This is a genomic window from Bradyrhizobium sp. CCGUVB4N, from assembly GCF_024199945.1.
In the GTDB taxonomy this organism is placed as follows: Bacteria; Pseudomonadota; Alphaproteobacteria; order Rhizobiales; family Xanthobacteraceae; genus Bradyrhizobium.
Genome location: NZ_JANADP010000001.1, coordinates 5,667,553 through 5,690,205 on the forward strand (window position 1 = coordinate 5,667,553; position 22,653 = coordinate 5,690,205).

Below are 22,653 nucleotides of genomic sequence, written 5' to 3' on the forward strand. Positions count from 1 at the left end.
GAAGCGGTGGCATCGTTGCGCGAAACGATGGCCGCCATCTCGATCGAGTCCCCGCGCGCCTTCTACGGGACCTTGGATCCGGCACGTCGCTGCGAATTCAAGGCCTGGGAGGACGCGTCAAAGACAACGCGGCATTGCGGGCTGAGCTGATCGCGCTGAGCCGCCATGCAACTCCTGATCTGGGCGCGGTCGGGAACGTAAGCGGCGCAAAGCCGAAGAGCATCTCCCATGCAGGCCTGCCGCTGGTCAGCCTCGCTCGGCCCGGACTGAGCAAGGGCCGGCGTGATCGTTGCCGTCAGCAAAGCAAGAACAAGACGAAATTGCATAGGACTCACTCTCAGGTTGGGATTTCAGCGAGGCTGGCGATGCCATCCAGCATCATCGTGGAAGGTGAAGAAACGTCGCGATGGTCGTCTCGATCAGCAGATCGCGAGAGGTTTCCGGATCGATCTCCGGCGCGATGCGATTGAGCAGCATCGGAAACGCTGGCGGCTGGTTCAGCGCAGCATTGAGCAGAGCGAAAAACAACGCCGGGTGGCGGCTGCGGATGATGCCTGCTTCAATGCCTGCGGAAAACAGCTCGCGAACCGTCGCGTAGGCGGGATGCAGAAGCCGATCCAGCACCAGTACGGCCCTCTCCGGCGCGTCCGTGGCATGCCGAAGGACGAAATCCCTGACATCCGGATGCGCAGCATAGAAAGCAGCGATCTCTGTGATCACGCCGCGAAGCCGTTCTCCCAGCGGGCGGGCAGAATCGCAGGCGATCTTCTGCACGCCGGCCATGGCGGGAAGCCCGATCGACACCACCCGATCCAGGCAAGCCTCCCAGAGCGCCGCCTTGTTGCCGAAGTGAACGCGAACCAGATTGGCGCTGACCTTGGCGGCAGCGGCTACGCTGCGCAGATCTGCGCCATCGAAACCATGGCAGGCAAACGCGTGGGTGGCCGCCGCCAGGAGCGCCTGGCGACCATCCGGCATATCCTTGCTCCGCCGCCCTCTCGGGCGCGCCGGCACAGCACTCTTCCTGGCCTTCGCCATCATCACCTGCGTATATGTTCATATGTACATATATTCGTCGCTGGCTCATTGCAAGCCCCGATCCCGCGCACGCTTGTCCCGCCGAGGCGTCAGGGAGCCGTGTGTCCGCTGGACGGACACTCGGCGCAGCGCCGTTGAAGAGGCGGCACCGCTTGGGGAAGAGATAGCCCCATGCAAGATAAATCCGCCCCCGAGGAATTCGACGTCGTGATCGTGGGCCGTGGCCCGGTCGGCGCGACGCTTGCCAATCTGCTCGGCCTCTGCGGCCTGCGGACGCTGGTGCTGGAACGCGAGGCGCGGACCTATCATCTGCCGCGCGCGGTGCATTTCGACGACGAATGCATGCGCATATTCCAGACCATCGGTCTTGCGGACGCGATCCTGCCGCACGTCACCCTGAGCCCCGGCATGCTGTTTCTCGACGCCGACGGCAAGATGCTGCTGGACTGGTCGCGGCCGCAGACGCTGACGCCGATGGGCTGGAATCTCAGCTATCGTTTCCATCAGCCTACCCTGGAGGATCAACTGATCGGCGGCCTTGCGCGCTGGCCGCATGTCAGCTTGCGCAGCCGCTGCGATGTCTTCGCGCTCGATCAGGACGAGCGTGGGGTGCGCGTCCGCTACGAGGATCTTTCCAGCGGCAAACTCAGCGAGGTCCGCGCCGGCTATGTGATCGGCTGTGATGGCGCACGCTCTCTCGTCCGCCGCTTCATCGGGTCCGGGATGGACGATCTCGGATTCCATGAGCGCTGGCTGGTGGTCGACGTGCTGCTCAAGCTCGCCCGCGACGACCTCGGCGACTACAGCATCCAGCATTGTGATCCGCACCGGCCGGCGACCTATGTCCGTGGCACCGGCACACGGCGGCGCTGGGAGATCACGGTTCGTCCGGACGAGGATTCGAACGACGTCGCGCAGCCGGCAAAAGTCTGGGAGTTGTTGTCGCGCTGGATCACGCCCGACGATGCGGAGCTCGAGCGCGCCGCGGTCTACACCTTTCATTCCGTCATCGCGCAGCAATGGCGCAACGGCCGGCTGCTGCTTGCCGGCGATTCCGCGCACCAGACCCCGCCCTTCCTCGGCCAGGGCATGTGCGCCGGCATCCGCGATGCCGCCAATCTCGCCTGGAAACTCGCGAGCATCATTCGCGGCGGCGCATCGCCCGATCTGCTCGACACGTATCAGAGCGAGCGCGGGCCGCATGTGCGCGAGTTCATCGAGCTCGCCATTCGCCTGGGCGGCGTCATCAACACCAAGGCGATCGAAGCCGGCCTTGCCGCCGGTGAGGCGCGCGAGAATGCGCCGGTCAAGCTTGAGTCGAAAAAGCCCCTGCTCGGCCCCGGGCTCGCACTCGGCGATCTTCCGCTCGCCGGACATCTCGCGCCGCAGTTCAAGCTCAAGAACGGCGGCCGCGGCGACGATCTCATCGGCTACAGCCACGTGCTCCTCGTCGAGAGCGCGGCGCGTCCCGCGCTTTCGCAAGCGGGAATCAAAATCCTGACCAGCGACGATGCCGAAGGCATCGGACCCTGGCTGCGCCAGCACGGCATCACCGCCGCGCTGGTTCGCCCCGACCGCTACATCCGCGGCACCGCCCGCGATGATGCCGAGCTCGACCGGCTCGTCGCCACCATCATGCCTCCAACCCACGTGCCGTCCGCGGCCTGACCGAACAAACCTCAGGGATATCTCATGAAGCTGCTCTCTTTCATCGCCAACGGGCGCGCCTCCTTCGGAGCCGTCAAGGACAATGGCGTCGTCGATCTCGGCACGCGCATGGCGCCTTGCACCACGCTGCGTCAGTTGCTCGAAGCCGGTCGCGAGGTCGAAGCGGCAAAGCTGGTCGCATCCTCGTCGCCCGATCATCCTCTCGACGCCATCAGCTTCGCCCCCGTCATTCCCGATCCCGGCAAGATCATCTGTGTCGGCCTGAACTATCGAGATCATGTCGCCGAAACCGGCCGCACCGTGACCGAGAAGCCGGCATTGTTCGTCCGCTTCCCCTGCAGCCAGGTCGGCCATCTTCAGCCCATCGTGAAGCCTGCGGTGAGCGACGATTTCGATTACGAGGGCGAGCTCGCGCTCGTCATCGGCAAGCAGGGCCGCCACATTCCAGCGAGCCGTGCGCTCGACCATATCGCCGGCTATGCCTGCTACAACGAGGGCAGCGTCCGCGACTGGCAGCGTCACACCAGCCAGTTCCTCTCCGGCAAGACCTTTGCGGAGAGTGGAAGCTTCGGCCCGTGGCTGGTGACGACGGACGAGATCCCCGATCCGTCGAAGCTCACCCTTCAGACCCGCTTGAACGGCACCGTCGTGCAGAACACGACGACGGATCTCTTGATCACCGCCATCCCCGAGCTCATCGCCTACATCTCGACGATCTGCCCGCTCGTCCCCGGCGACGTCATCGTCACGGGCACACCGGGCGGCGTCGGCCTCAAGCGCACGCCACCACTGTGGATGCGACCCGGCGACACCGTCGAGGTCGAAATCTCCGGCATCGGCATCTTGCGCAACAGGGTCATTGCCGAGGCGGCCTGACCACCGCACCCGATCCACCAACGATAAAATCAGGAAACGCCATGGCCATCATCCGCACGACATCCACAGCCATCCTGCTGACCACGCTGGCGCTCGCGGGCTCCCCTGCGCGCGCCGAGATCAAGGGTGACGCCATTCGCGTCGGTGTCCTCACCGACATGAACGGCATTTTCGCCACCGCGATGGGCCCGGGTTCGGTCGAGGCGGCGCGGATGGCGGCGGAGGAGTTCGGCGGCAAGATCAACGGCAAGCCGATCGAGATCTTGCAGGCTGACCACCAGAACAAGCCGGACCTCGCGGCCTCGCTCGCACGAAAATGGTTCAGCGACGGCGTGCAGGCGATCGCGGATGGCGGCAGCTCCGGTGCGGCACTCGCCGTGCAGGAGCTGGTGCGCGGCAACGGCAAGATCTTCCTGGTCTCCGGCGCCGGGGCCAACCAGCTCACCGACGACGCGTGCGCGCCCAGCAGCGTGCAGTGGACCCAGGACGCCTATTCCACCGCGACTGCGGTTGTCTCCGGCGTCATGCAAACCAGCAAGGAGCCGTGGTTCTTCATCACCGGCGATTACGCCTTCGGCCATTCGATCGAGGCGACCGCCCGCGATCGCATCGCGGCGCTCGGCGGCAAGGTCGCCGGCAGCGTCAAGGCCCAGCTCGGCACGCCAGACTACTCGTCGTTCCTGCTCCAGGCGCAGTCCTCGGGCGCAAAGATCCTCGCGATCAACGTCGCCGGCGATAACGCCACCGCGATCAAGCAGGCCGAGGAATTCGGCCTCGCCGACCAGGGCATCAAGATCGTGCCGATGTCGTTCCAGAACGTCGATATCGAGGCCGTCGGCCTGAAGGCGACGCGCGGCGATCTCATCGTCACCTCGTTCTTCGAGGACGTCTCGCCGGCGGCGCGAAAGTTTTCAGACGCGTTCTACGCGCGCCGCAAGGCGATGCCGTCACAGATCCAGGCCGGCGTCTATTCTGCCGTGCGCCACTATCTGCAAGCCGTGAAGGACACCGGCTCCGATGACAGCGCAACGGTGATGGCGAAGATGAAGGCGACGCAGGTCGCGGACGCCTACACCACCAATGGCCGCATCCGCGAGGACCAGCGCATGGTGCACGATCTCTATCTGGTGCAGGTCAAGACACCGGAGGAATCCAAGGGTCCGTGGGATTTCGTCAAGCTGGTCGCGACCATCCCGCCCGATCAGGCCTTCCGCCCGCTCGACCGCAGCAAGTGCAGCCTGGTTGGGAAGTAAGCAATCAGGCGAGATAGCGCGTGAGATAGCCTTCCATGGCGTAGAGCGCGCAGAGCGCGAGGCTCGACCAGACGGCGGCGCTGAAATACAGGAACATCCAGGTCAGCTCGCCCTTCCAGTGCGCGATGTCATGGGTCACCACCCAGCGCGTCGAGACGTCATGCAGGCCTTCGAGGAAGCCGAGGAACCTGCCACCCTCTTCATGTCCGGCCCGCCAGCGGCTGAGATACATCGGCACGTCAACGGTCACGAGGAAGGCGAGGAAGCAGGCGATGCCGACGATGCCGGCGATCAGCGCCCAACGCACCGGGCCCTGGAATTCCGGCATCAGGCGGCACAGTGCGATGCCGGCGAGGAAGAACGTCACCGCCCACAGCGAATTCTCGATCGCGTTGAACAGGAAGTTGGTGGTGACCACCGCGTACCAGGAGAAGCACTCCGCGATGATGATGATCGGCACGATCACCAGCGCGATGTTCACCGCGGTCTCCGCGCCAGTCATGCGACCGAGCTGATGCAGGATGATCGCCCATTGCGCGGCGAAGCAGACCTCGGCCACGGTCGCCACCGTGCGGCCGATGAAGACACTCGACAGCCAGGTGTCGAACAGGCAGATGCGCTGCACGTCGGCGCGCGGCAGCACCGAGCGGAAGGCGCAGCCGAACACATAGCCCGCGCAAAGCAGGAACATGAGCCCGATATCCGAGCCGCCGCCGACGCTGCCCGCGACGGTCGGATAGAACTCGCGGTACAGCATGAACCAGACGAGAATGTTCGCCGCACTGACAAGCGTCAGGGACCCCCACCACCACGCAAGGGGATTTGACCTTGCCTGCCACTGCAACATGAATCGCTCCGCTGTAGTCAACATGACATCCAACGGTAGCAATTCTGTCATAAATCAGCAGCACGGCGCGACAAAAATCTGCGTGACGGCACTGTCATAATTCGCCTGCGCACTGTCATAATCCGCAGAAGCGCCAGCGTTTTTCGGGCTGATTTCGGGGACGCCATGTCGAGGGCGCCCCCGAATCACGCAAGGCCCTTATTTCTTCAGCCCGCCGACATAGGCCGCGAGCTTGTCCAGCGTCTGGTAGCCGAATTCGACGGCGCCAAAGCCGATCATGCCATCGCGCTGCTCGGTGCTCGCCGCCAGCTGCCGCATCATCAGCACGGTCTTGCCGTTGGCCTGCTCCGCAAAGGTGATGGTGAAGCGGAACATGCCGGGGTCATCGTCCTGGTCGTCGCCGTGGTACATCTCCATGAACGACGGCCGATCGATGCGGAGGAAGCGCATGCGGTTCGGATAGACCGTGCCGTCGGGTCCGATCATGTTGAAGCGCCAGACGCCGCCGACACGCACGTCGATCTCGAAGGTCTCGATCTTGAACCCTTTCGGCCCGAACCATTGCGGCAAATGCCTGGGATCGGACCACGCCTCGAAGACGAGATCGCGCGGCGCATCGATCACGCGCGACATCACGATCTCGCGGTCCATCGACCATTGCGACAGGGCAGCGTTCAACATCACTCAGTACCTTTCCGTTTGCTTGGTTTGTTGGTGGTCTTCTCGGTCGTCTCGTCAGATCTCCTGGACGGCCGCTTGGCGGCCGCCCTCTCCTGCTTGAGCCTCATCACGTAAGCCTCGAACCGGTCGAGCCGCGCCTCCCAGATCGCGCGCTGGTGCTGGAACCAGTCTTCCGCACCGACAAGCGCATCCGGACTGAGGCGGCAGGTGCGCACGCGGCCGGACTTCTCCGACTGCACGAGCCCGCTCAGCTCCAGAACGTGGATGTGTTTCATGAAGCTCGGCAGCGCCATCTCGAACGGCTCCGCGAGCTCGCCGACCGAGGCCTCGCCGGCGCATAGCCGCATCACGATGGCCCGCCGCGTAGGGTCGGCGAGCGCTGCGAAGACCTGGTCGAGCTGGGATAATTGGTTAGCCATACAGCTAACTATAGAGGCACGCCGGTCCGGCGTCAATGATTGTTAGCCCATAAGCTAAGTAATTCTTCCGATATGGAACCCATCACGCGCAATCGTGAATTGGGAGACCGCCCTCGCCTCACTAAAATAGTCAGCGGGGGCGCACATCACCATCGTCAGAGCACGTGCAGCCTATTGTCATCTCACCACAAATCACCCGGCGGGCCCTCGCCGGCGCCGCGCTGGGCTCCTTTGCGGCCGCGCTCGTCCGGCCACGCGGCGCATTGGCGGACTCCGACATGATCGCGCAGATGCGCGACATCGTCGCCGCAGAGCTTGCGCCGACCGCAACGCCAGAGCATCCCGGCGGTCTTGTCGCCGCGCTCTACGCCGGCCGGCATGTCGAATTCTTCACCTACGGCTTCGCAGACGACGCCACCAGGCGGCCGGTGACGCCGGACACGCTGTTCAACCTCGCATCCCTGAGAAAGCCGTTCGAGGCGACGTTGGTGGCGCTCGGCACGCTCCGCGGCGAGCTGCGGCCCGACGATCCCCTGCCGAAATATCTGCCGGAGCTCGACGGCGACTATATCCGCCGGGTCACCGTGGGCGAGCTCGCGACGCACACCTCGGGGCTATTGCTACCGACCGATCACCCGCCCTGGCCGAACGAATCCTACTCGCAGGCGCAATTCATCGCGATGCTCAATGCCTTCGCGCCGCCCGCGGGCGTCGCGCCCGGCAAGCAGCGCATCTACAGTCACGCCGGCTACGTGCTGCTTCAGCTCGTGCTCGAGGGCTGCTATCGCGCACCGGTCGCAAGATTGATCGAGAGCCGCATCCTCACGCCGCTCGGCATGCACACCACATCCATTCCCGAATGCGGACCAGACAACCGCGCGATCATGGATGACGCTGCCATGCGACGCGTTGTGCAGGGCTATTCCGACCAGGGCACGGCCATCGGCCCGGTCGGCAACCAGCAGAGCTATTTCGACTTCCCCGGTACCGGCCAGATGTTCTCATCCGCGCGGGAGCTTGCGACCTTCGTTGCAGCGAACGCCGATGGCCGCTCAATCGATCCGCACCTGCGCGAGGCGCTGCGCATGACACAGCACGAGAGTTTCCACGTCGACCAAAAGTTCGAGCAGGCCACGTTCGGCCAAGCCATGTCGTGGGAGACCGTGCACCTTCCCGGCGTCACCGTCGTCGACAAGCCCGGTGGCCTCAACAACGCCTCCGGCTATATCGGCCTGGTGCCTGCGCACCGGATCGGCATCGTGCTGCTCGCCAATCGCGGCGAATATCCGCACGAGATCGCCCGCTACAAGATCCTGCCTGCGCTGGCGCGTCTGCTCGCCTTGCACGGCGCCTGAGCGTCGAAACAGAAAGCCCCGGCCAGGCCGGGGCTTTCCTCACCAAATCGGAACAAGATTCAGCTCAGTATCGGGCGACGACCGGTCCGCCGAACTTGTAGTTCACGCCGACGCGCACGATGTTCGACTTGATGTCAACCGAGTGCGAGTAGACGTTGCTGGGGAAGGCAATGGCCGGCGTGAAGGCGGCCAAATTGGTGCTTGTCGTGCTGGCGCGGCCGAGATCGACATAGAGGTATTCGGCCTTGAACGACCAGCCGCCGCCGAAGGCATATTCGGTGCCGGCACCAGCAGTCCAGCCGACGCGGGTATCGCGGATCGCGGCCGACTCGGTTGCCGTTGCGAATGTGTCGGTGAAGTTGAAGTTGCCCTTCACGTCGGCGATCGCCGCACCGCCCGTGGCGTAGAGCAGCCAGCTCGGCGTGGCGAGGAAGCCGATGCGGCCGCGGATCGTGGCGAGCCAATCGGCCGAGACCTGCGACGACACGGTAAAGGCGGTCGGGGCGCAGCAGGGATAGACCGCCGAGCCCGACGCACTGCCCTTGAAGCCGAAATAGTTGATGTCGCCTTCAAGGCCGAACACCGCCTGATTGACCTGCCAATTGTAGCCGGCCGTGAAGCCCCCGGTCACGCTGGAGCTGTTGACATTCTGGGCGCCGACCGCGCCGATCGCGGGAACGCTGCTGGTCGCGAAATAGCCGGTCGGCGAAAATACGGTCGATGTCGTCGGATCGGCACTGCCCCACTGCCCGCCGAGATTGGCGCCGACATAGAAGCCGGTCCAGTTGTAGGCCGGCGCCATCATCGGCGCCTTGGTGTATTGTGCCGCGAGGTCGGCGGCCTGCGCGGACGCGGCGCCCAAAACAACCATCGCTGCCGCCAGCAAAAGCTTCTTCATTGCAGTCTCCTTTGCCCCACGCGATCGAAGCCCGCGTTTTTCGAATGCACCGGCGAGGTGTTTCCGGCACGGGTCAGGCATAGGCGGTACACCGCGCAGCGTCTTGGGCTGCCGCGAAGTTCGCTGGGACTGCGACGTAGTATGCGCGCGACGTCGTGCGAACGCATGAGAAGTGTGACCTGGAGGCCACACACCTTTCTTCATCTGTGACGCGCGATGCAGCGCCGTGTCGCATCAGAACAAGACAACGAGAACGCGACTCGGATGAACGCGCCTCAGACCGAGCGCGTCAGCCCGCCGTCGACGCGGATGTTCTGGCCGGTAATATAGGCGGCGCCGTCGGACGCGAGGAACGAGACCGTCGCGGCGATCTCCTCGACCTTGCCGTAGCGCTTGAGCGGCACGCTGTCGCGGCGCGCATCGGTTTGCGGCAGGCTGTCGATCCAGCCGGGCAGCACGTTGTTCATGCGGATGTTGTCGGCCGCATGGGTATCGGTGAAGATTTTCGTGAAGGCGGCGAGGCCTGCGCGGAACACGGCCGAGGTCGGAAACATTGCGCTCGGCTCGAACGCCCAGGCGGTCGAGATGTTGATGATGGCGCCGCCCTTCTGCGCCTGCATCACCGGCATCACCAGCCGGGTCGGACGGATCACGTTCAGCAGATACGTGTCGAGACCGAGGTGCCATTGCTCGTCGGTGATCTCCGTGATCGCCGCGCGCGGGCCGTGGCCGGCACTGTTGACGAGCACGTCGATGCGTCCCCACTTCGCCAGCGCACCATCGACGAAGCGCTGCAGGTCGTCATTGGACTTGTTCGAGCCGGTCACGCCGAAGCCGCCGAGCTCGGCCGCGAGCGCCTCGCCCTTGCCGGAGGACGACAGGATACCCACGCGGAAGCCATCGGCTGCGAGCCGGCGCGCGGCCCCTGCCCCCATGCCGCTGCCGCCTGCGGTGACGAGTGCGACCTTCTCTGCTGCCATGACCGATCATCCCTGTGATAGCGTTGTGGCGAGCCCAAGATTCAGTCTGCCAAGGCTCAGCCTGTCGTCAGGCCTTCTACAACCAGACTTGCCCGCAAACCAGACTTGCCGACAAGCCCGCCGCCACGAGGCCACGCGAGATGAGCGATTTGCAGATCCGCAATTTGCAGCCCGACGAGATCTCCATCGCGATCGACTGGGCCGCGGCAGAGGGCTGGAATCCCGGCCTGCGCGACGCCGCCTGCTTCGCCATTCCGGACGCGAACGGGTTCTTCGTCGGCGAAATCGACGGCGAGCCCGTCGCGACCGTCTCCTGCGTCAATTACGACGACCGCTTCGCCTTCCTCGGCTTCTACATCGTGCGCGCAGGTTTTCGCGGCAGAGGTCACGGCCTGCGCATCTGGAACGCCGCGATCGCGCATGCGGGCTCGCGCGTGATCGGGCTCGACGGTGTGGTGGCGCAGCAGGACAATTACCGAAAATCCGGCTTCCAGCTTGCTTACGCCAATATCCGCTATGGCGGCATCGTTTCCGCACCACCGAAGCCGCCGGGCGACGTCGTCGCGCTCGACTCGATCCCGTTTGCGGATGTTGAAGCCGATGACGCCACGGTCTTCCCGGCTCGGCGCAGCGCCTTCCTGCGCGCCTGGATCAACACGCCCGGCCACGTCGGCCGCGCGCTGCTGCGCGACGGCAGGGTCGCCGCATGGGGCGTGATCCGGCCCTGCCGGAGCGGCTGCAAGATCGGCCCGCTGGTAGCAGATAACCGCGCTGCGGCGGATACCATTCTCCAGGCTTTGCTGGCGAGCGGCGGAAGCAGCGAGATTGTGCTCGACATCCCCGCGGTGAACCGCGATGCTGTGGCGCTTGCGGAATCCCTTGGCCTAAAGCCGACATTCGAAACGGCACGAATGTACACTGGAGCAGTCCCGTCACTGCGGCTCGACCGCGTGTTCGGCGTAACCAGTTTTGAACTGGGCTAGTACCGACTCTTAATCCGCCGGCTTGAAATTTGTAATCTGTTTCACGCTCCCGCTGCGACGCAGCGGGTATTGGTGTTGTATCCGGCGATTTTGTCGGGCCGCTCGACGATCATTTTTCTGACCATCGATATTTCATGCGAGAGAGGATTTCATGACCGAAGCCAGAAGCAAGGCACGCGCTTCTCATCACACGGCCGACGAGATGCAGCGCCCCACAGTTGCGGTTGCGCTGGTGCTTGCCGTCGTGACGGCCTTCGCCCTTCATGCGCTCGTCGCGGCGCCCGCGCTGCGCCAGGCCGCCGAGGCGGAGCTCGCGCGCGTCATTGCGGATGAGGATCGGGATGTCTGCGGCCAGTTCGGGCTGCGCCCTGGCACGTCGTCGTTTGTGGCTTGCAGCCGCGAGCTCGCGAATGTCAGGCGGAAGCAGTCCGACCGCGACCAGGCGGCCGCGGCAGGAATTCTGTAACGCAGTCTCTCGCGCGCTACGCTGCTCAGTAGCAGCGCATGATGTTGACGGTGTGCTCGCCGCCGCCGCGGCCGGGCACCGTCACGGATTCCGTCGGGCAGCTCGGCACATAGGGGCGGTCGGACGGCACGACGTTCGGCGGGAAGCGATGCGACCAGTCCCAGGGAACGTCATAGGTGTAGGTGTAGCGCACGTCGGTGGAGGCCGGCTGCCCGGCATCGACGAAAGGCGGGCTGTAGCCCGCATTGTCGTAGGCGAACGCACCGCCGCCCGGCCAATAGACCCAGGGCGTGTTGCGGCCGCGGAACCGCGCGCCCGGCGCGATCGGCGGACGTACGGCGGCCGGCGGTGGAGCTGCGGTCACCATGGCATGCGGGGCGGCACCGCCCGGTCGTGCAAAACTGTCGCCGGGGCTAAGGAGCAGCGCGGCTGCGCTGAGCGAGGCGAGCAACGCCCCATTTGATCTGGACATCATGATACGCACCAACTCGTTTGGCTTCGCGAATAGCGGCTCCCCACCGCACGCTAGGCCGGGCTGTCGCCCACCCGCAAACGTATAATTAATTATTGGTTAAGGCACGGGATTAACGGGGAACCGGCTGCGGCAGAACGCCCGGAATCTTCATCCGGCGTCAGGCCTTCGTTCCCGCGAATGCGGCGCGTCAGCGGCCCTGCTGCTTGCGCAGCCAGTCCAGCATGTCCTGCGCATTTCCGCTGCCCTGCGACACGATGGCGGTATTGCCGCCGCTGCGGCGGTAGACGGTGGTGCGGCCCGGCTCCTTGTCGACCTTGACCTCGGCCTGCGCCGGATCGCCGCTTTGCGTGATGATTGCGGTTCCGTTTTCGTCCTGGACCACGGTGGTATGGCCGTCACCGGTCTCCCCGGCGCCGGCTGGCGACATCGCAATTGCGCTCATGAGGGTCATTCCGGATGCGAGCAGGAGGAACTTCATGTCACACCTCTTCATCTCGATCATCGCCCGAACTGAAATATCGCCGCCCAGTTGAAGCGTCCGAACTGCCTGACCGTTCCCGTGTTCATGTCGCCGACCTGGAGCAGCAGCGCATTGGTCGAATTGCCGACCTGGGTGATGTCGGCGATGTTGCTGACGCCCGATTGGCCGATCAGCGCATTGGTGGTGTTGCCGACCTGAATCAGATCGACATAGTTGTGCATCCCGTTCTGGACAATCGTCGCATCGACCGTGCCGGTCCCGATTTCGACCACTCGCGCGATGTTGATGAGGCTGTTCTCGACGATCGTGACCGGCTGCGGGTTGTTGCCGGATTGCACGACCGTCTCGATGCTCACATTCCTGTTGATCCAGGAGAGCGCGGGGCCGGCAATGTTTAGCGATTGCCTGGATCCTGCGGATGCCTCGGACGCAACGCTGATGGCGGCGAGCAACGCCGCCAAGGCCAGGAACCCTCGACCATATCTCATCGCCCTGCCCCATCAGCTCACGGACCGGTCTGGATCACCGTCGACGAGTTGACCGCGCCGAATTGCGCGATGGCTCCTGTATTCATAGCACCGAGCTGCGACACGATGCTCGTCGCCGATTGGCCCGTCTGGCCGACGAAGGCAAAATTGTTCATGCCTGTCTGGCCAACCGACGCCGATGTCGTTCCGCCGAATTGCAGGATGCCGGTGGCGTTGTTGCTGCCGTTCTGGGTGACGGTCGCGCTGGGCGCGCCGCCAATCTGGAATACGCCGACCATGTTGAGCGAGCTGCTCTGGTTCACGACCACGGGCGGCCCGTTGATCGAAACGATCGTCTTGATGTCGGCGCCCTGCGCTCGCGCGGGTCCGTTCGCGGTGAAACAGGAGACGAGAACCGCCGTTGCGACGACCAGAAGATGCTTGTTCATCATATGCCTCCACTATATCTGCCGAGTCACCACACGATCCCAGGTCAAGGAGCCTGCTGCAGAATCGTGGAGCCGTTCAGAATGCCAAGCTGGGATACCCCGGCGGCATTGTTCAAACCGATTTGGCCAATCAAGCTCGTGTTGGCGCCTCCGACTTGGCCAGCCGTAGCGATATTGGTCGCGGTGGCCGTCGTGCCGCCTTGTCCAATCGTCACCGAATTGACCGAAGACAATGAACCGAGTTGCATGCTCGATGCCTGGTTGAAGGCCCCGAATTGCAGCGTCGTCGCGGTATTGTTCACCGGGCCGGTCTGCGTTGTGGACGAGAGATTTGTGGTACCGAACTGCAACACGCTGATCGTGTTGGCGGCTTTGGCATCGACAGCGGTCAGCGCGCTCAGCGTGACGACGGCCGTGATGAGAAATTTCGTGCGCATGTCATATCCTCCGTAAAATATCAGCCTTCGACCCGCGGCCCCCGCTCAGGCAATCTGATCGCGGTCATTTCGAGCATGCCGTGTCGAGTATCGCCCGGACGCGCCGCTCGATGGACGCGCCCGGGCCGACACCGGGGCTGGCTTAGTGCTGCGTGATGGTGCTGAGGTTGATGCCGCCACCCAACTGCCCAACGCCAGCGGAGTTGTTCGGCGGGAGGCCGAACAGCGTGGACTGGCTGATCCCGCTCGTGTTGTTGCCGGTGGCAACCTGCCCGGTGGTGGCCGAGTTGCCAAAGACGCCAATCTGGGTCACCGAGCTGACGTTGTTGAGCGACGGAGAGGTCGTGCCCTGCATCGTGCTCGCGCTGTTCACGAGGCCGAGTTGGGACGTGGTCGAGGTGTCATTCACGTGGCCCTGCTGGTTCACGGTGGAGCCGTTTGCGAGACCAATCTGCACAGTGGTCGCGGTGTTGGCAGCCTGAGCGGCAGACGACAGGGCGAACACGGCGACGGAAGCGAGGAGCAATTTGCGCATGGAGTATCCCTTTCGGTTCAAGTTGTCTAACCAGTTTACGGATGCCGTCTTGGAGGAGGTCGACATCGTGGGATGACTCTGAACCGATCGTGCTCCGTGCGACAGACTGCAGTTCATGCTAATCGGTAAGGACTAGACTTTGTGCCGCAAGTCGCCGCGCGAAAGCCTAGCTGTGCGGTTGTCCGGCGGCCGCGCGCGCCGCCGCATCGCGCTCCATGTTGTCGACGAGCCGCACCACTTCGATCGGAGAGCGCAATTCCAACTTGCGCATCATCCTGGCGCGATGAACTTTCGCCGTCACTTCGCTCACGCCAAGCCTTGCCGCGATCTGCTTGGCGACGAGCCCCTCGGCCATCAACAGCAAGATCTCGCGCTCCCGCGCCGTCAGCGCCTCGACGCGCTGCCGCGCATCGCGCACGGCGTCTTCGCGATGCATTCGCTTGCGGTCGCGCTCGATGCCGTGCCTGATCGCGTCGAGGATTTCCTGCTCGCGAAAGGGTTTCGGTAGAAACTCGACTGCACCGCGCTTCATGGCCTCGACCGAGACGCGGACGTCGGAATGGCCGCTGATGAAGACGATCGGAATGGATACGCCGGTCTCGGCCAGCCGGCGCTGAAGCTCGAGGCCGGTGGGCGACGTGCCGGGAAAGCGCACGTCGAGCACGAGACAGGATGGTCCGACGGACAACTCCTCCTCGAGGAACTCGTCTGTCGAGGCAAACAGCCTCACCTGATGTCCGGTCTCCTCGCAGAGATTGCCAATCGCGTTTCGTACCTCAATTTCGTCGTCAACGACATAAACTGTGGCTTGATTTGAAATCATTGCAACAGACTCCCGGACTCAACGCTCGATGATCCAGCAACGAGCCATCCATTGTTCTTGCAAGCGATAACAAGGTGCTTGAATGCATGCGCGATGACCTAGCGAATCTCCTCGGTCCGCAGCTCTCACGTCTTAGGGCCAACAGCCCCTCGAGACGAGTGAAGGCGTTCACATATCTGGTTTCGTGATTGAAAGGACCGGGTACCGCCAAAAGCGGCATCACGCCGAGATACCATGTCAGGGATGTGACAGTCCGGCGCTGCAGCCCTGATATCGCCCACTGCGTCATGGCGTCGCCATCCATGCGCCGACGTGAACGCCAACAGTCCGCAAACAGACGGGACGTTCAGTCAGCTGTCGAGTTTCGATACCGCGCGCATCTTTTTGAATACGCCCGGTATGCGTTCCGCGCAAATCACGAAAGGTCGCAGCCCGCGGACTTTACTTCTGGATCATGGAGCGCACCCGTCCGTCGCCCTAAGAACAGCGACATACTGCCAAGCCACAGATATCGAATTCGATGAAATACAACCATTACGAGAATACAACCACTGCACGATTTTGAACTTCTGCCGCCAACGCAATCATTTTCAAGAGGGCGGGTTTTGATATGCGATTTGTGCCAGTTATTGCCTTGCTGGGAACTGCATGCGGCCTCGCCGCGATCTACGCCACGGGACCGGCCGCTATTGCCGGCGCCGCCGGCAGCGCGGCCGACAAGGCCGCGCGTGCCTATGCCTCGACGAAGCGGCTGCTTGTGCCAGCGACAAGCGAAACTCCGACCTTCGGATCGGACGCCCCATTGTTCCGCTATGCCGCGATCCAGCGCGGCAGCATCGAGCAGACCGTCACCGTCACGGGCGCCTTGCAACCCGTCAAGACGATCGAGGTCGGCTCACAATTGTCCGGGCAACTCGCCCGCGTCTATGTCGATTTCAACGATACCGTCAGCAAGGACCAGCCGCTTGCGCTGATCGATCCCCGCAGCTTCGCGGCCAAGGTCGACGAGGCCAAGGCGGCGCTGGCCGTCGCTGATTCCCTCGTTGACATCGAGCGAGCCAAGCTCGATCGCGCCAGAATCGATCTGCAAAACGCCAAGGGCAGCCGGGACGTGCTGGTCGCCAAGCTCGACAGCGCCCAGGCCGTCAAGGCGTCGGCGCAGAAGACCCTGCAACGCAAGCTGGCGCTTCAGTCGCAGAACGTCGTGGCCACGTCCACCGTCGACGATGCGCAGACGGACTTCGCCGCGCGCGTGGCCCAGGAGCGCGAGGCCGAGGTGATGATGTCTCTCAATGCCTATTCGGTGGAAGGCGCACAGGCCGACGTTCGCCGGATCGAGGCCGAGCTCGACCAGGCCAGGATGGCTGTGCCGGAGAAAGCCGCCGTCCTTGCGGCGGCGCAGGCCGATCTGGACCGCACCGTGATCCGCTCGCCGATCGACGGCGTCGTGGTCGGGCGGTTCGTCAATGAAGGCCAGACACTCGCAGTAGGCCTCGAATCCCGCACGACCTTCGTGGTCGCCCACCGCCTCGAGGACATGGAGATCCACGCGCAGGTCGACGAAGCCGACATCGGGCGCATCGCGCCCGGCCAGCGCGCTCACTTCACGGTCGATTCCTATCCCGACCGCCGCTTCGAAGCCGCGGTGCGGCAGGTCCGCAAGGCGCCGCAGAACCAGCAGCACGTCGTCACCTACACGGTCGTCCTGTCGACCTCCAATCTCGACGGCGCGTTGCTTCCGGGCATGACGGCCCTGGTCAAGATCGTGATCGAGCAGCAGGACAACGTGCTGAAAGTTCCTCTCGCGGCGCTACGGTTCCAGCCTTCGGGCGCGCGGACAGACACAGCCCCCGGACGCAGCGGAGTCTGGGTCCGCACCGCCAGCGGCGCACTCCAGCGGGTCCCCGTGACCGTCGGCGCGGCGGGTACGGAACAGGTTGCGCTCAAGAGCGGAGAGCTCGTCGAGGGCAGCCAGGTTGCGGTCGGACAGGCGATCCGGCCTGCCGGCATGGAATTTCTCGGCATCAGGTTCGGATCATGACAACCACCCTGCCCCTTATCAGCCTCCGATCCGTCGGCAGGACGTATCGCACGGACGGAGTCGCGGTCGCGGCGGTACGCAACGTCAGTTTCGACGTCGATCGGGGCGAGATCCTCGCGGTGATGGGGCCGTCCGGCTCCGGCAAGTCCACCTTGATGAACATGATCGGATTGCTCGACCTCCCGAGCGAGGGATCGATCTATCTCGAGGGCACCAACGTTGCCGATCTTTCGGAAGACCGCCGATCGACCTTGCGCGCCCGCAGTATCGGTTTCGTGTTCCAGTCCTACAATCTGCTCGCGCGCCACAACGCGATCGAGAACGTCGCCCTGCCACTGGTCTATTGCGGCGTGGGCCACAAGGAACGCCTCGGCCGCGCCGAGCAGAGCCTGGCGGCTGTCGGCATGCTGCACCGGGCGCATCACTTCCCGCGGCAATTGTCGGGCGGCGAGCAGCAGCGCGTCGCCATCGCGCGCGCGCTGATCGCCTCTCCGCTGATCATCCTCGCAGATGAACCGACCGGTGCGCTCGATAGCCGCACCGGCGCCGAGATCCTTGCGCTGTTTGCCGCGCTCAACCAGCTCGGTCAGACCATCGTGATGATCACGCACGATCCCGGCATTGCGACCAAGTGTCGCCGCACCATCCGCCTGCACGACGGCGAACTCGTCAGCGACGAGACGATAGTGCCGTTGCTGCCCAAACGGAGCGTCGGGTCATGACGATGTTTCAGGGCTTTCAGATCGCTCTGCACGCCTTGCGGCTGAACCCGTTGCGCAGCTTCCTCACGATGCTCGGCATCGTGATCGGCGTCGCTTCGATCGTGACGGTCTTCGCGATTGGCGCGGGCGCGCAGTTGCGCCTCCAGGAGCAGATCCGCTCGATCGGCGCCAACGTGCTGATGATCATACCCGGCGCGGTCTATCAGGGCGGCGTGCGCCTCAAGGACGGCACCAAGCTGACGATGACCGAGAGCGACGTGCAGGCCATCCTCGAGCAAATTCCGGAAATCCAGGCCGCAGCCGGCTCGATCGCCGGAACGGCGCAAGTCATCCACGAGAGCAAGAACTGGAACACGACGATCAACGGCACGACGACCGGGCACTTCATGGTGCGCGACTGGCAACTTTCCTCCGGGCGCTACTTTTCCAGCGCCGAGGAAGCCGCCGCCGGCAAGGTCGTGATCCTCGGCAGCACCGTTGCGCGCGAGCTGTTCGCGCCGGGCGATGATCCCATCGGCGCGCAGATCAGGATCATGAAGGTCCCGCTCGAAGTGGTCGGCGTTCTCGACGCCAAGGGACCTACGCAGGATGACGTCGCCTTCGTCCCCCTCACCACGGCCAAGCTCCGCTTCCTCGGCAGTGCCAGCAACATCAACCGGGATTCGGTCGCCTACATCATTGCCAAGGTGGCCGCCGACGGTCAGATGGCCGGCGCGCGATCCGAAATCGAAAGCCTGCTGCGGCAGCGGCATCGCGTCCCGGCCGGTCAGGAGGACGACTTCAAGGTCCAGGACCCAGCCGCCGCCATGGAAGCGCAGCAGGGAGCGATCCGCACCGTCGCGCTGCTGCTCGTCGCCATCGCCTCGGTCTCGCTGCTGGTCGGCGGCATCAGCATCATGAATGTCATGATCGTGTCGGTGACCGAGCGCACCCGCGAAATCGGCATCCGCCGCGCGCTCGGCGGGCGGATGCGGGACATCCGTCTCCAGTTCCTCTGCGAAGCGCTCGTGCTCTGCCTGCTCGGCGGCGCCATCGGCGTCCTCAGCGGCGTAACGCTGTCGATGACGGTCGCGCGCATGGCCGGCTGGATCACGTCAATCGACGGCGATGCGATTGCCCTGGCCCTCGCCTTCTCAATCGCGACCGGCCTCATCTTTGGTTTCTATCCTGCACACAAGGCGTCCAAGCTCAGTCCAATCGAGGCGCTCAAGACGGAATGAGAACACGCTGGGTTTGCCGCGACATCAAACCAGAGGCCTGGGAGGAGCAAGTCATGAGCCCGGATTCGACAGATTTGATTACGCCGACGCCGCGTGAGCGTGAGCTGATGATGCTCATTGCGCGCGGACTGCAAAACAAGAACATCGCCTACGAGCTCAAGATCTCGGAGAACACGGTGCGGGCGCATATCGGCAACATCATGCGCAAATACCGCCTCCATAACCGAACCCAGATCGCGATCGTCTATGCCCTCAAGGCGGCCCCGCTTTCACCACGGCGCGATCCAGCCGGGAACGGAGCCAGCCCGACGAAGGTCAAGCCGGTCCAGACGCTCGCACAAGCTCCGCTGGCGCCGACCGTGCCGGAATGACCGTCGCGGCCTCAATCCCTTGCGTGACCCGTCGGGCAAACCGAAGCCCGGGGTCAAGAGCATGGCGACAAAATATTTCTCTTTATTCGAATTCGGAATTTTGTTAGAAGATAATCACTCCCGCCCAAGGAAGAGAGGGCTTATCGCGATCGTCACGACGCCGGCACCCGGTCTTCCCTGCGCCCTCTTTCAATGGAGGGTGAGGCGATGAAAGCAAAGCTCGGGCGAACAGCCGCGAGAACGCGAAGGTGTGTCTACTGGGGCGTAGGATGGGTAGAGCACTTGCGAAACCCATCATGTTTCCGCGCGGAGAAAGCGCTGATGGGTTTCGCTTCGCTCTACCCATCCTACACCTCCGTCATTGAGAGGAGCTCTTGCGACGAAGCAATCCAGGATCTGTCCGCGGAAAGACTCTGATTGCTCCGCTGCGCTCGCAATGACGATGTTGCGACAGTTGTGCGCCCACACCACCCTTTCTTCACCCCGCAATGACAAATGCGTGGACGCCGGGCCACCTCCCCGTCACTTCTGCATGCCAATCCGCTTCTGTAACAAAACTGTCATACAGCAAAACTAAACGATTGCCGGGGGCCGCGGTTCGGCGGCCAAGCCGCCTTACCGCTAGGAGATTACGATGCGCCGTTCACTGGTGTTGCTGTCAGCCGGACTGACAGTGCTGTCCACCGGATTTGCCTCCGCCGAGAATAACACGCCCCGCAACCTGATCCTGTTCATCCCCGACGGGCTGCGCGCGCTGAAGATCACCCCCGAAACCGCACCGGCAATGGCCGAGGTCCGCGACAAGGGCGTCAATTTCAAGAACTCGCATTCGCTGTTCCCGACCTTCACCATGGCCAATGGCTCGGCGATGTCGACCGGCCATTATCTCGGCGACACCGGCGTGTTCTCCAACACGATCTGGACCAACTACACCTCGGTCCCTGCCGGCGACACCGTGGTCCCCTTCATCGAGAACGACTCCGTGCTCGGCGACATCGACGAGCATTTCAAGGGCGATTATCTCAACGAAGAGACCGTGTTGAAGATGGCCCGCGACAAGGGCCTGAGCACGGCCGCGATCGGCAAGGTCGGCCCGACCTATCAGTGGGACCACACCGACAAGCCCGAGAAGCCGGGCAAGCACTCGATCGTCATCGACGACGCCACCGGCAGCAAGGCCGGCGTGGCGCTCTCGGACGAGATGAAGGACGCGCTGACCAAGGCCGGTCTCGCCCTCACCGCCCCCGGCCGCGGCGACAACGGCAAGGCGGGCGACGCCAAGACGCCCGGCACCACCACGGCCAACGTGGTGCAGCAGGCCTATTTCGCTGACGTCGCCACCAAGGTGGTGCTGCCGATGTTCAAGGCGCGCAACAAACCGTTCGTGCTGGTGTTCTGGTCGCGCGATCCCGACGGCACCCAGCATAACCAGGGCGACAGCCTCAACCAGATCCTGCCGGGCATCAACGGCCCGAGCACGATGGCGAGCATCAAGAACGTCGACAACAACCTCGCCCAGATCCGCAAGGCACTGGACGAGCTTGGCCTCGCCGCCAACACCAACATCATGATCCAGGCCGACCACGGCTTCTCGACCATCTCCAAGGAGAGCAAGACCAGCCCCTCGGCCAAGCTCAGCTATGACGACACGCCGAAGGACTTTTTGCCGATGGGCTTCCTCGCCCTCGATCTGGCCAAGGCGCTCGACCTGCCGCTGTTCGACCCCAACGACAAGAACGCGGCCGTCACCGGCAATGCCCATCCGAAGGCCGGCAACGGCGTGCTCGGCAAGGATCCGACCAAGCCCGACCTCGTCGTCGCCACCAATGGCGGCTCGGACCTGATCTACCTGCCGAACAAGGACAAGAAGCTGGCGGCCAAGACCATCAAGGCGCTGATGGAGCAGGACTACATCTCCGGCCTGTTCGTCGACGACCAGCTCGGCCGCTTCCCCGGCACGCTGCCGCTGTCGAGCATCAATCTGCGCGGCAAGGCGGCGACACCGACGCCGGCGATCGTGGTCAACTTCCGCTCCTATGCCAGCGAGTGCGGCGAGGCGCCGACCAACTGCTCGGTGCAGGTCGCCGACACCGTGCTGCGTCAGGGTCAGGGCATGCACGGCAGCTTCAGCCGTGGCGACACCTACAACTTCATGGCCGCGATCGGTCCGGACTTCAAAGCCGGCTTCGTCGACGAGCTGCCGGTCAGCAATGCCGACGTCGGCATGACTGCCGCTCAACTCCTCGGCCTGCGCGGCTCGGAGAATGGCGGCCTGGTCGGCCGTGTGATGTCTGAAGCGCTGCCCAACGGCATCGTGCCGAAGGCATTCAAGGCCGTGGAGAAGTCGAAGAAGAAGTCCGAGAATGGTCTCGAGACCGTGCTCAACGTCCAGCGCGTCGGTAGCCAGCGCTATTTCGACGCCGCCGGATTCCCCGGCCGCACGCTGGGCCTCGAGCCGGAAGCCGGCAAACAAAAAACGGCGGGGAAATAACCCCGCCGCTGTCTCTCGCGCCTCGAAAGGGGCGCGAGAATATTTCCGATGTTACGTGCCCGGATCTTTTACATTCCGATGTCGAACACGTTCGGCAATTGGCCCGCCAGAGGCAGCGCGGTGGCGCCCAGGAAGGTCGCCACCATCGCCATCAGACGACGGTTGTTGTGGCGCTTGCCGCGCATCTGGCCGGCGATCCACTCCAACATCTCGCTGTTGACCTTGGACGCATAAGACGGCGCCCAGCTCTCGATGTCCTGCGCCAGCGCGACGTTGCGCGGCGGCACCTTCAGGCCGGAGGCGCTCGCGGCGTAATGGGCCACCGCCTTGGTCAGCAAATCGTCGAACCGGCCGCCGTCGGTGCGCTCGGTCGCAGCTTCGTTGATCTCGAACAGCGCTTCGGCTTCGGCGCGGCTGATCGGCTGGTCGTTGACGGCGGTCGCGGTCAGGATACGAGCACACCAGGCGGTGTCATCGGCATCGAGCGAGCGGGAAAAATGCACCCGCCCCTTGGTGGTCGGGCCTTCGCCCGTGATGACGCCATCGCGCACGACAGAGAGTGCATGGGCCGCGGTATCGCGGCAGGACGGTTCGAGGGACGGCGCTTCAACGGACTTTTGAGCGGACTTGGGCAGTGCGGCGGACATAGTTCACTTCCAGATTTCTTCTGATCGACC

Annotated in this window: 25 protein-coding genes; 11 read left to right on the forward strand and 14 right to left on the reverse strand. The window is 63.9% G+C overall.

Features of this window, described 5'->3' with window-relative positions; genetic code table 11:
* Nucleotides 1-378 precede the first annotated feature (378 nt).
* A complete protein-coding gene (locus NLM31_RS26210; RefSeq protein WP_254132097.1) occupies nucleotides 379-978 on the reverse strand; it encodes a TetR/AcrR family transcriptional regulator in 600 nt (199 codons plus the stop codon).
* A gap of 231 nt (nucleotides 979-1,209) precedes the next feature.
* Between NLM31_RS26210 and NLM31_RS26215 the strand changes: the two genes are divergently transcribed.
* From NLM31_RS26215 to NLM31_RS26225, 3 genes are read left to right on the forward strand one after another with little or no spacing between them, the layout of a single operon-like run.
* On the forward strand, nucleotides 1,210-2,706 hold the full coding sequence (locus tag NLM31_RS26215; RefSeq protein ID WP_254194130.1) for a bifunctional 3-(3-hydroxy-phenyl)propionate/3-hydroxycinnamic acid hydroxylase: 1,497 nt from the start codon (nucleotides 1,210-1,212) through the stop codon (nucleotides 2,704-2,706).
* Between the two features lie 24 nt (nucleotides 2,707-2,730).
* On the forward strand, nucleotides 2,731-3,582 hold the full coding sequence (locus NLM31_RS26220; protein ID WP_254194131.1) for a fumarylacetoacetate hydrolase family protein: 852 nt from the start codon (nucleotides 2,731-2,733) through the stop codon (nucleotides 3,580-3,582).
* Between the two features lie 41 nt (nucleotides 3,583-3,623).
* Complete coding sequence (locus NLM31_RS26225; RefSeq protein ID WP_254194132.1) at nucleotides 3,624-4,835, forward strand: ABC transporter substrate-binding protein; 1,212 nt, start codon at nucleotides 3,624-3,626, stop codon at nucleotides 4,833-4,835.
* A 4-nt stretch (nucleotides 4,836-4,839) separates the two neighbouring features.
* Here the strand turns inward: NLM31_RS26225 and NLM31_RS26230 are convergent, their stop codons facing one another.
* The 3 genes from NLM31_RS26230 to NLM31_RS26240 all read right to left on the reverse strand — a co-directional run bounded on the left by NLM31_RS26230 (nucleotide 4,840) and on the right by NLM31_RS26240 (nucleotide 6,782).
* Nucleotides 4,840-5,682 carry a hypothetical protein gene (locus tag NLM31_RS26230; RefSeq protein ID WP_254194133.1) on the reverse strand — a complete coding sequence of 281 codons (843 nt, stop codon included), beginning with the start codon at nucleotides 5,680-5,682 and terminating at the stop codon, nucleotides 4,840-4,842.
* Nucleotides 5,683-5,880: 198 nt separating this feature from the next.
* Nucleotides 5,881-6,363, reverse strand: a complete 483-nt coding sequence (locus tag NLM31_RS26235) for an SRPBCC family protein (RefSeq protein ID WP_254194134.1) — start codon at nucleotides 6,361-6,363, stop codon at nucleotides 5,881-5,883.
* A complete protein-coding gene (locus NLM31_RS26240) occupies nucleotides 6,363-6,782 on the reverse strand; it encodes a helix-turn-helix transcriptional regulator (RefSeq protein ID WP_254194135.1) in 420 nt (139 codons plus the stop codon). Before NLM31_RS26240 ends, NLM31_RS26235 begins: the two co-directional genes overlap by 1 nt.
* Nucleotides 6,783-7,060: 278 nt before the next feature.
* Between NLM31_RS26240 and NLM31_RS26245 the strand changes: the two genes are divergently transcribed.
* Nucleotides 7,061-8,137, forward strand: coding sequence for a serine hydrolase (locus NLM31_RS26245; protein WP_254196264.1), 1,077 nt, complete (start codon nucleotides 7,061-7,063; stop codon nucleotides 8,135-8,137).
* Nucleotides 8,138-8,201: 64 nt separating this feature from the next.
* Here NLM31_RS26245 and NLM31_RS26250 read toward each other — a convergent pair whose 3' ends face one another.
* Nucleotides 8,202-9,035 (reverse strand): outer membrane protein, encoded by an 834-nt coding sequence (locus tag NLM31_RS26250; RefSeq protein ID WP_254194136.1) that lies wholly within the window; start codon nucleotides 9,033-9,035, stop codon nucleotides 8,202-8,204.
* 275 nt (nucleotides 9,036-9,310) lie between these two features.
* Complete coding sequence (locus tag NLM31_RS26255; protein WP_254194137.1) at nucleotides 9,311-10,015, reverse strand: SDR family oxidoreductase; 705 nt, start codon at nucleotides 10,013-10,015, stop codon at nucleotides 9,311-9,313.
* Between the two features lie 140 nt (nucleotides 10,016-10,155).
* Here NLM31_RS26255 and NLM31_RS26260 point away from each other — a divergent pair, with 140 nt between their 5' ends.
* Both NLM31_RS26260 and NLM31_RS26265 read left to right on the forward strand, forming a co-directional pair.
* Entirely contained in the window at nucleotides 10,156-10,998 is an 843-nt protein-coding gene (locus NLM31_RS26260) for a GNAT family N-acetyltransferase (RefSeq protein WP_254194138.1), read from the forward strand.
* Between the two features lie 151 nt (nucleotides 10,999-11,149).
* The gene (locus NLM31_RS26265) at nucleotides 11,150-11,464 is read left to right on the forward strand and encodes a hypothetical protein (RefSeq protein WP_254194139.1); all 315 of its coding nucleotides are present in this window, start codon (nucleotides 11,150-11,152) and stop codon (nucleotides 11,462-11,464) included.
* Nucleotides 11,465-11,489: 25 nt separating this feature from the next.
* On the opposite strand, the gene NLM31_RS26270 is transcribed toward NLM31_RS26265, so the two are convergent.
* From NLM31_RS26270 to NLM31_RS26300, 7 genes are all read right to left on the reverse strand, one after another.
* A complete protein-coding gene (locus NLM31_RS26270; RefSeq protein ID WP_254132108.1) occupies nucleotides 11,490-11,939 on the reverse strand; it encodes a hypothetical protein in 450 nt (149 codons plus the stop codon).
* Nucleotides 11,940-12,126: 187 nt separating this feature from the next.
* Complete coding sequence (locus NLM31_RS26275; protein WP_254132109.1) at nucleotides 12,127-12,417, reverse strand: hypothetical protein; 291 nt, start codon at nucleotides 12,415-12,417, stop codon at nucleotides 12,127-12,129.
* Nucleotides 12,418-12,437: 20 nt separating this feature from the next.
* A complete protein-coding gene (locus tag NLM31_RS43255) occupies nucleotides 12,438-12,776 on the reverse strand; it encodes a curlin (protein WP_254194140.1) in 339 nt (112 codons plus the stop codon).
* Between the two features lie 149 nt (nucleotides 12,777-12,925).
* On the reverse strand, nucleotides 12,926-13,336 hold the full coding sequence (locus NLM31_RS26285) for a curlin (RefSeq protein ID WP_254194141.1): 411 nt from the start codon (nucleotides 13,334-13,336) through the stop codon (nucleotides 12,926-12,928).
* 44 nt (nucleotides 13,337-13,380) lie between these two features.
* A complete protein-coding gene (locus NLM31_RS26290) occupies nucleotides 13,381-13,773 on the reverse strand; it encodes a curlin (protein WP_254194142.1) in 393 nt (130 codons plus the stop codon).
* Between the two features lie 142 nt (nucleotides 13,774-13,915).
* Complete coding sequence (locus tag NLM31_RS26295; protein WP_254132113.1) at nucleotides 13,916-14,308, reverse strand: curlin subunit CsgB; 393 nt, start codon at nucleotides 14,306-14,308, stop codon at nucleotides 13,916-13,918.
* 166 nt (nucleotides 14,309-14,474) lie between these two features.
* Nucleotides 14,475-15,131 carry a response regulator transcription factor gene (locus NLM31_RS26300; protein WP_254132114.1) on the reverse strand — a complete coding sequence of 219 codons (657 nt, stop codon included), beginning with the start codon at nucleotides 15,129-15,131 and terminating at the stop codon, nucleotides 14,475-14,477.
* Nucleotides 15,132-15,741: 610 nt separating this feature from the next.
* On the opposite strand from NLM31_RS26300, the gene NLM31_RS26305 reads away from it, so the two are divergent.
* The 5 genes from NLM31_RS26305 to NLM31_RS26325 all read left to right on the forward strand — a co-directional run bounded on the left by NLM31_RS26305 (nucleotide 15,742) and on the right by NLM31_RS26325 (nucleotide 21,976).
* A complete protein-coding gene (locus NLM31_RS26305) occupies nucleotides 15,742-17,172 on the forward strand; it encodes an efflux RND transporter periplasmic adaptor subunit (protein WP_309143704.1) in 1,431 nt (476 codons plus the stop codon).
* A complete protein-coding gene (locus NLM31_RS26310; RefSeq protein ID WP_254194143.1) occupies nucleotides 17,169-17,894 on the forward strand; it encodes an ABC transporter ATP-binding protein in 726 nt (241 codons plus the stop codon). The genes NLM31_RS26305 and NLM31_RS26310 overlap by 4 nt, the downstream gene beginning before the upstream one ends.
* Nucleotides 17,891-19,114, forward strand: a complete 1,224-nt coding sequence (locus NLM31_RS26315) for an ABC transporter permease (RefSeq protein WP_254132117.1) — start codon at nucleotides 17,891-17,893, stop codon at nucleotides 19,112-19,114. The genes NLM31_RS26310 and NLM31_RS26315 overlap by 4 nt, the downstream gene beginning before the upstream one ends.
* 53 nt (nucleotides 19,115-19,167) lie before the next feature.
* Nucleotides 19,168-19,485, forward strand: a complete 318-nt coding sequence (locus tag NLM31_RS26320; protein WP_254132118.1) for a response regulator transcription factor — start codon at nucleotides 19,168-19,170, stop codon at nucleotides 19,483-19,485.
* 634 nt (nucleotides 19,486-20,119) lie between these two features.
* Nucleotides 20,120-21,976, forward strand: a complete 1,857-nt coding sequence (locus NLM31_RS26325; protein ID WP_254194144.1) for an alkaline phosphatase family protein — start codon at nucleotides 20,120-20,122, stop codon at nucleotides 21,974-21,976.
* Between the two features lie 68 nt (nucleotides 21,977-22,044).
* Here NLM31_RS26325 and NLM31_RS26330 read toward each other — a convergent pair whose 3' ends face one another.
* Complete coding sequence (locus tag NLM31_RS26330; protein WP_254132120.1) at nucleotides 22,045-22,623, reverse strand: hypothetical protein; 579 nt, start codon at nucleotides 22,621-22,623, stop codon at nucleotides 22,045-22,047.
* Nucleotides 22,624-22,653 lie beyond the last annotated feature (30 nt).

Bases quoted from the DNA above. Each gene is read 5' to 3' on its own strand.
- NLM31_RS26210 (WP_254132097.1), bottom strand. From the start codon at position 978: ATGCCGGATGGTCGCCAGGCGCTCCTGGCGGCGGCCACCCACGCGTTT.
- NLM31_RS26215 (WP_254194130.1), top strand. From the start codon at position 1,210: ATGCAAGATAAATCCGCCCCCGAGGAATTCGACGTCGTGATCGTGGGC.
- NLM31_RS26220 (WP_254194131.1), top strand. From the start codon at position 2,731: ATGAAGCTGCTCTCTTTCATCGCCAACGGGCGCGCCTCCTTCGGAGCC.
- NLM31_RS26225 (WP_254194132.1), top strand. From the start codon at position 3,624: ATGGCCATCATCCGCACGACATCCACAGCCATCCTGCTGACCACGCTG.
- NLM31_RS26230 (WP_254194133.1), bottom strand. From the start codon at position 5,682: ATGTTGCAGTGGCAGGCAAGGTCAAATCCCCTTGCGTGGTGGTGGGGG.
- NLM31_RS26235 (WP_254194134.1), bottom strand. From the start codon at position 6,363: ATGTTGAACGCTGCCCTGTCGCAATGGTCGATGGACCGCGAGATCGTG.
- NLM31_RS26240 (WP_254194135.1), bottom strand. From the start codon at position 6,782: ATGGCTAACCAATTATCCCAGCTCGACCAGGTCTTCGCAGCGCTCGCC.
- NLM31_RS26245 (WP_254196264.1), top strand. From the start codon at position 7,061: ATGATCGCGCAGATGCGCGACATCGTCGCCGCAGAGCTTGCGCCGACC.
- NLM31_RS26250 (WP_254194136.1), bottom strand. From the start codon at position 9,035: ATGAAGAAGCTTTTGCTGGCGGCAGCGATGGTTGTTTTGGGCGCCGCG.
- NLM31_RS26255 (WP_254194137.1), bottom strand. From the start codon at position 10,015: ATGGCAGCAGAGAAGGTCGCACTCGTCACCGCAGGCGGCAGCGGCATG.
- NLM31_RS26260 (WP_254194138.1), top strand. From the start codon at position 10,156: ATGAGCGATTTGCAGATCCGCAATTTGCAGCCCGACGAGATCTCCATC.
- NLM31_RS26265 (WP_254194139.1), top strand. From the start codon at position 11,150: ATGACCGAAGCCAGAAGCAAGGCACGCGCTTCTCATCACACGGCCGAC.
- NLM31_RS26270 (WP_254132108.1), bottom strand. From the start codon at position 11,939: ATGATGTCCAGATCAAATGGGGCGTTGCTCGCCTCGCTCAGCGCAGCC.
- NLM31_RS26275 (WP_254132109.1), bottom strand. From the start codon at position 12,417: ATGAAGTTCCTCCTGCTCGCATCCGGAATGACCCTCATGAGCGCAATT.
- NLM31_RS26285 (WP_254194141.1), bottom strand. From the start codon at position 13,336: ATGAACAAGCATCTTCTGGTCGTCGCAACGGCGGTTCTCGTCTCCTGT.
- NLM31_RS26290 (WP_254194142.1), bottom strand. From the start codon at position 13,773: ATGCGCACGAAATTTCTCATCACGGCCGTCGTCACGCTGAGCGCGCTG.
- NLM31_RS26295 (WP_254132113.1), bottom strand. From the start codon at position 14,308: ATGCGCAAATTGCTCCTCGCTTCCGTCGCCGTGTTCGCCCTGTCGTCT.
- NLM31_RS26300 (WP_254132114.1), bottom strand. From the start codon at position 15,131: ATGATTTCAAATCAAGCCACAGTTTATGTCGTTGACGACGAAATTGAG.
- NLM31_RS26305 (WP_309143704.1), top strand. From the start codon at position 15,742: ATGCGATTTGTGCCAGTTATTGCCTTGCTGGGAACTGCATGCGGCCTC.
- NLM31_RS26310 (WP_254194143.1), top strand. From the start codon at position 17,169: ATGACAACCACCCTGCCCCTTATCAGCCTCCGATCCGTCGGCAGGACG.
- NLM31_RS26315 (WP_254132117.1), top strand. From the start codon at position 17,891: ATGACGATGTTTCAGGGCTTTCAGATCGCTCTGCACGCCTTGCGGCTG.
- NLM31_RS26320 (WP_254132118.1), top strand. From the start codon at position 19,168: ATGAGCCCGGATTCGACAGATTTGATTACGCCGACGCCGCGTGAGCGT.
- NLM31_RS26325 (WP_254194144.1), top strand. From the start codon at position 20,120: ATGCGCCGTTCACTGGTGTTGCTGTCAGCCGGACTGACAGTGCTGTCC.
- NLM31_RS26330 (WP_254132120.1), bottom strand. From the start codon at position 22,623: ATGTCCGCCGCACTGCCCAAGTCCGCTCAAAAGTCCGTTGAAGCGCCG.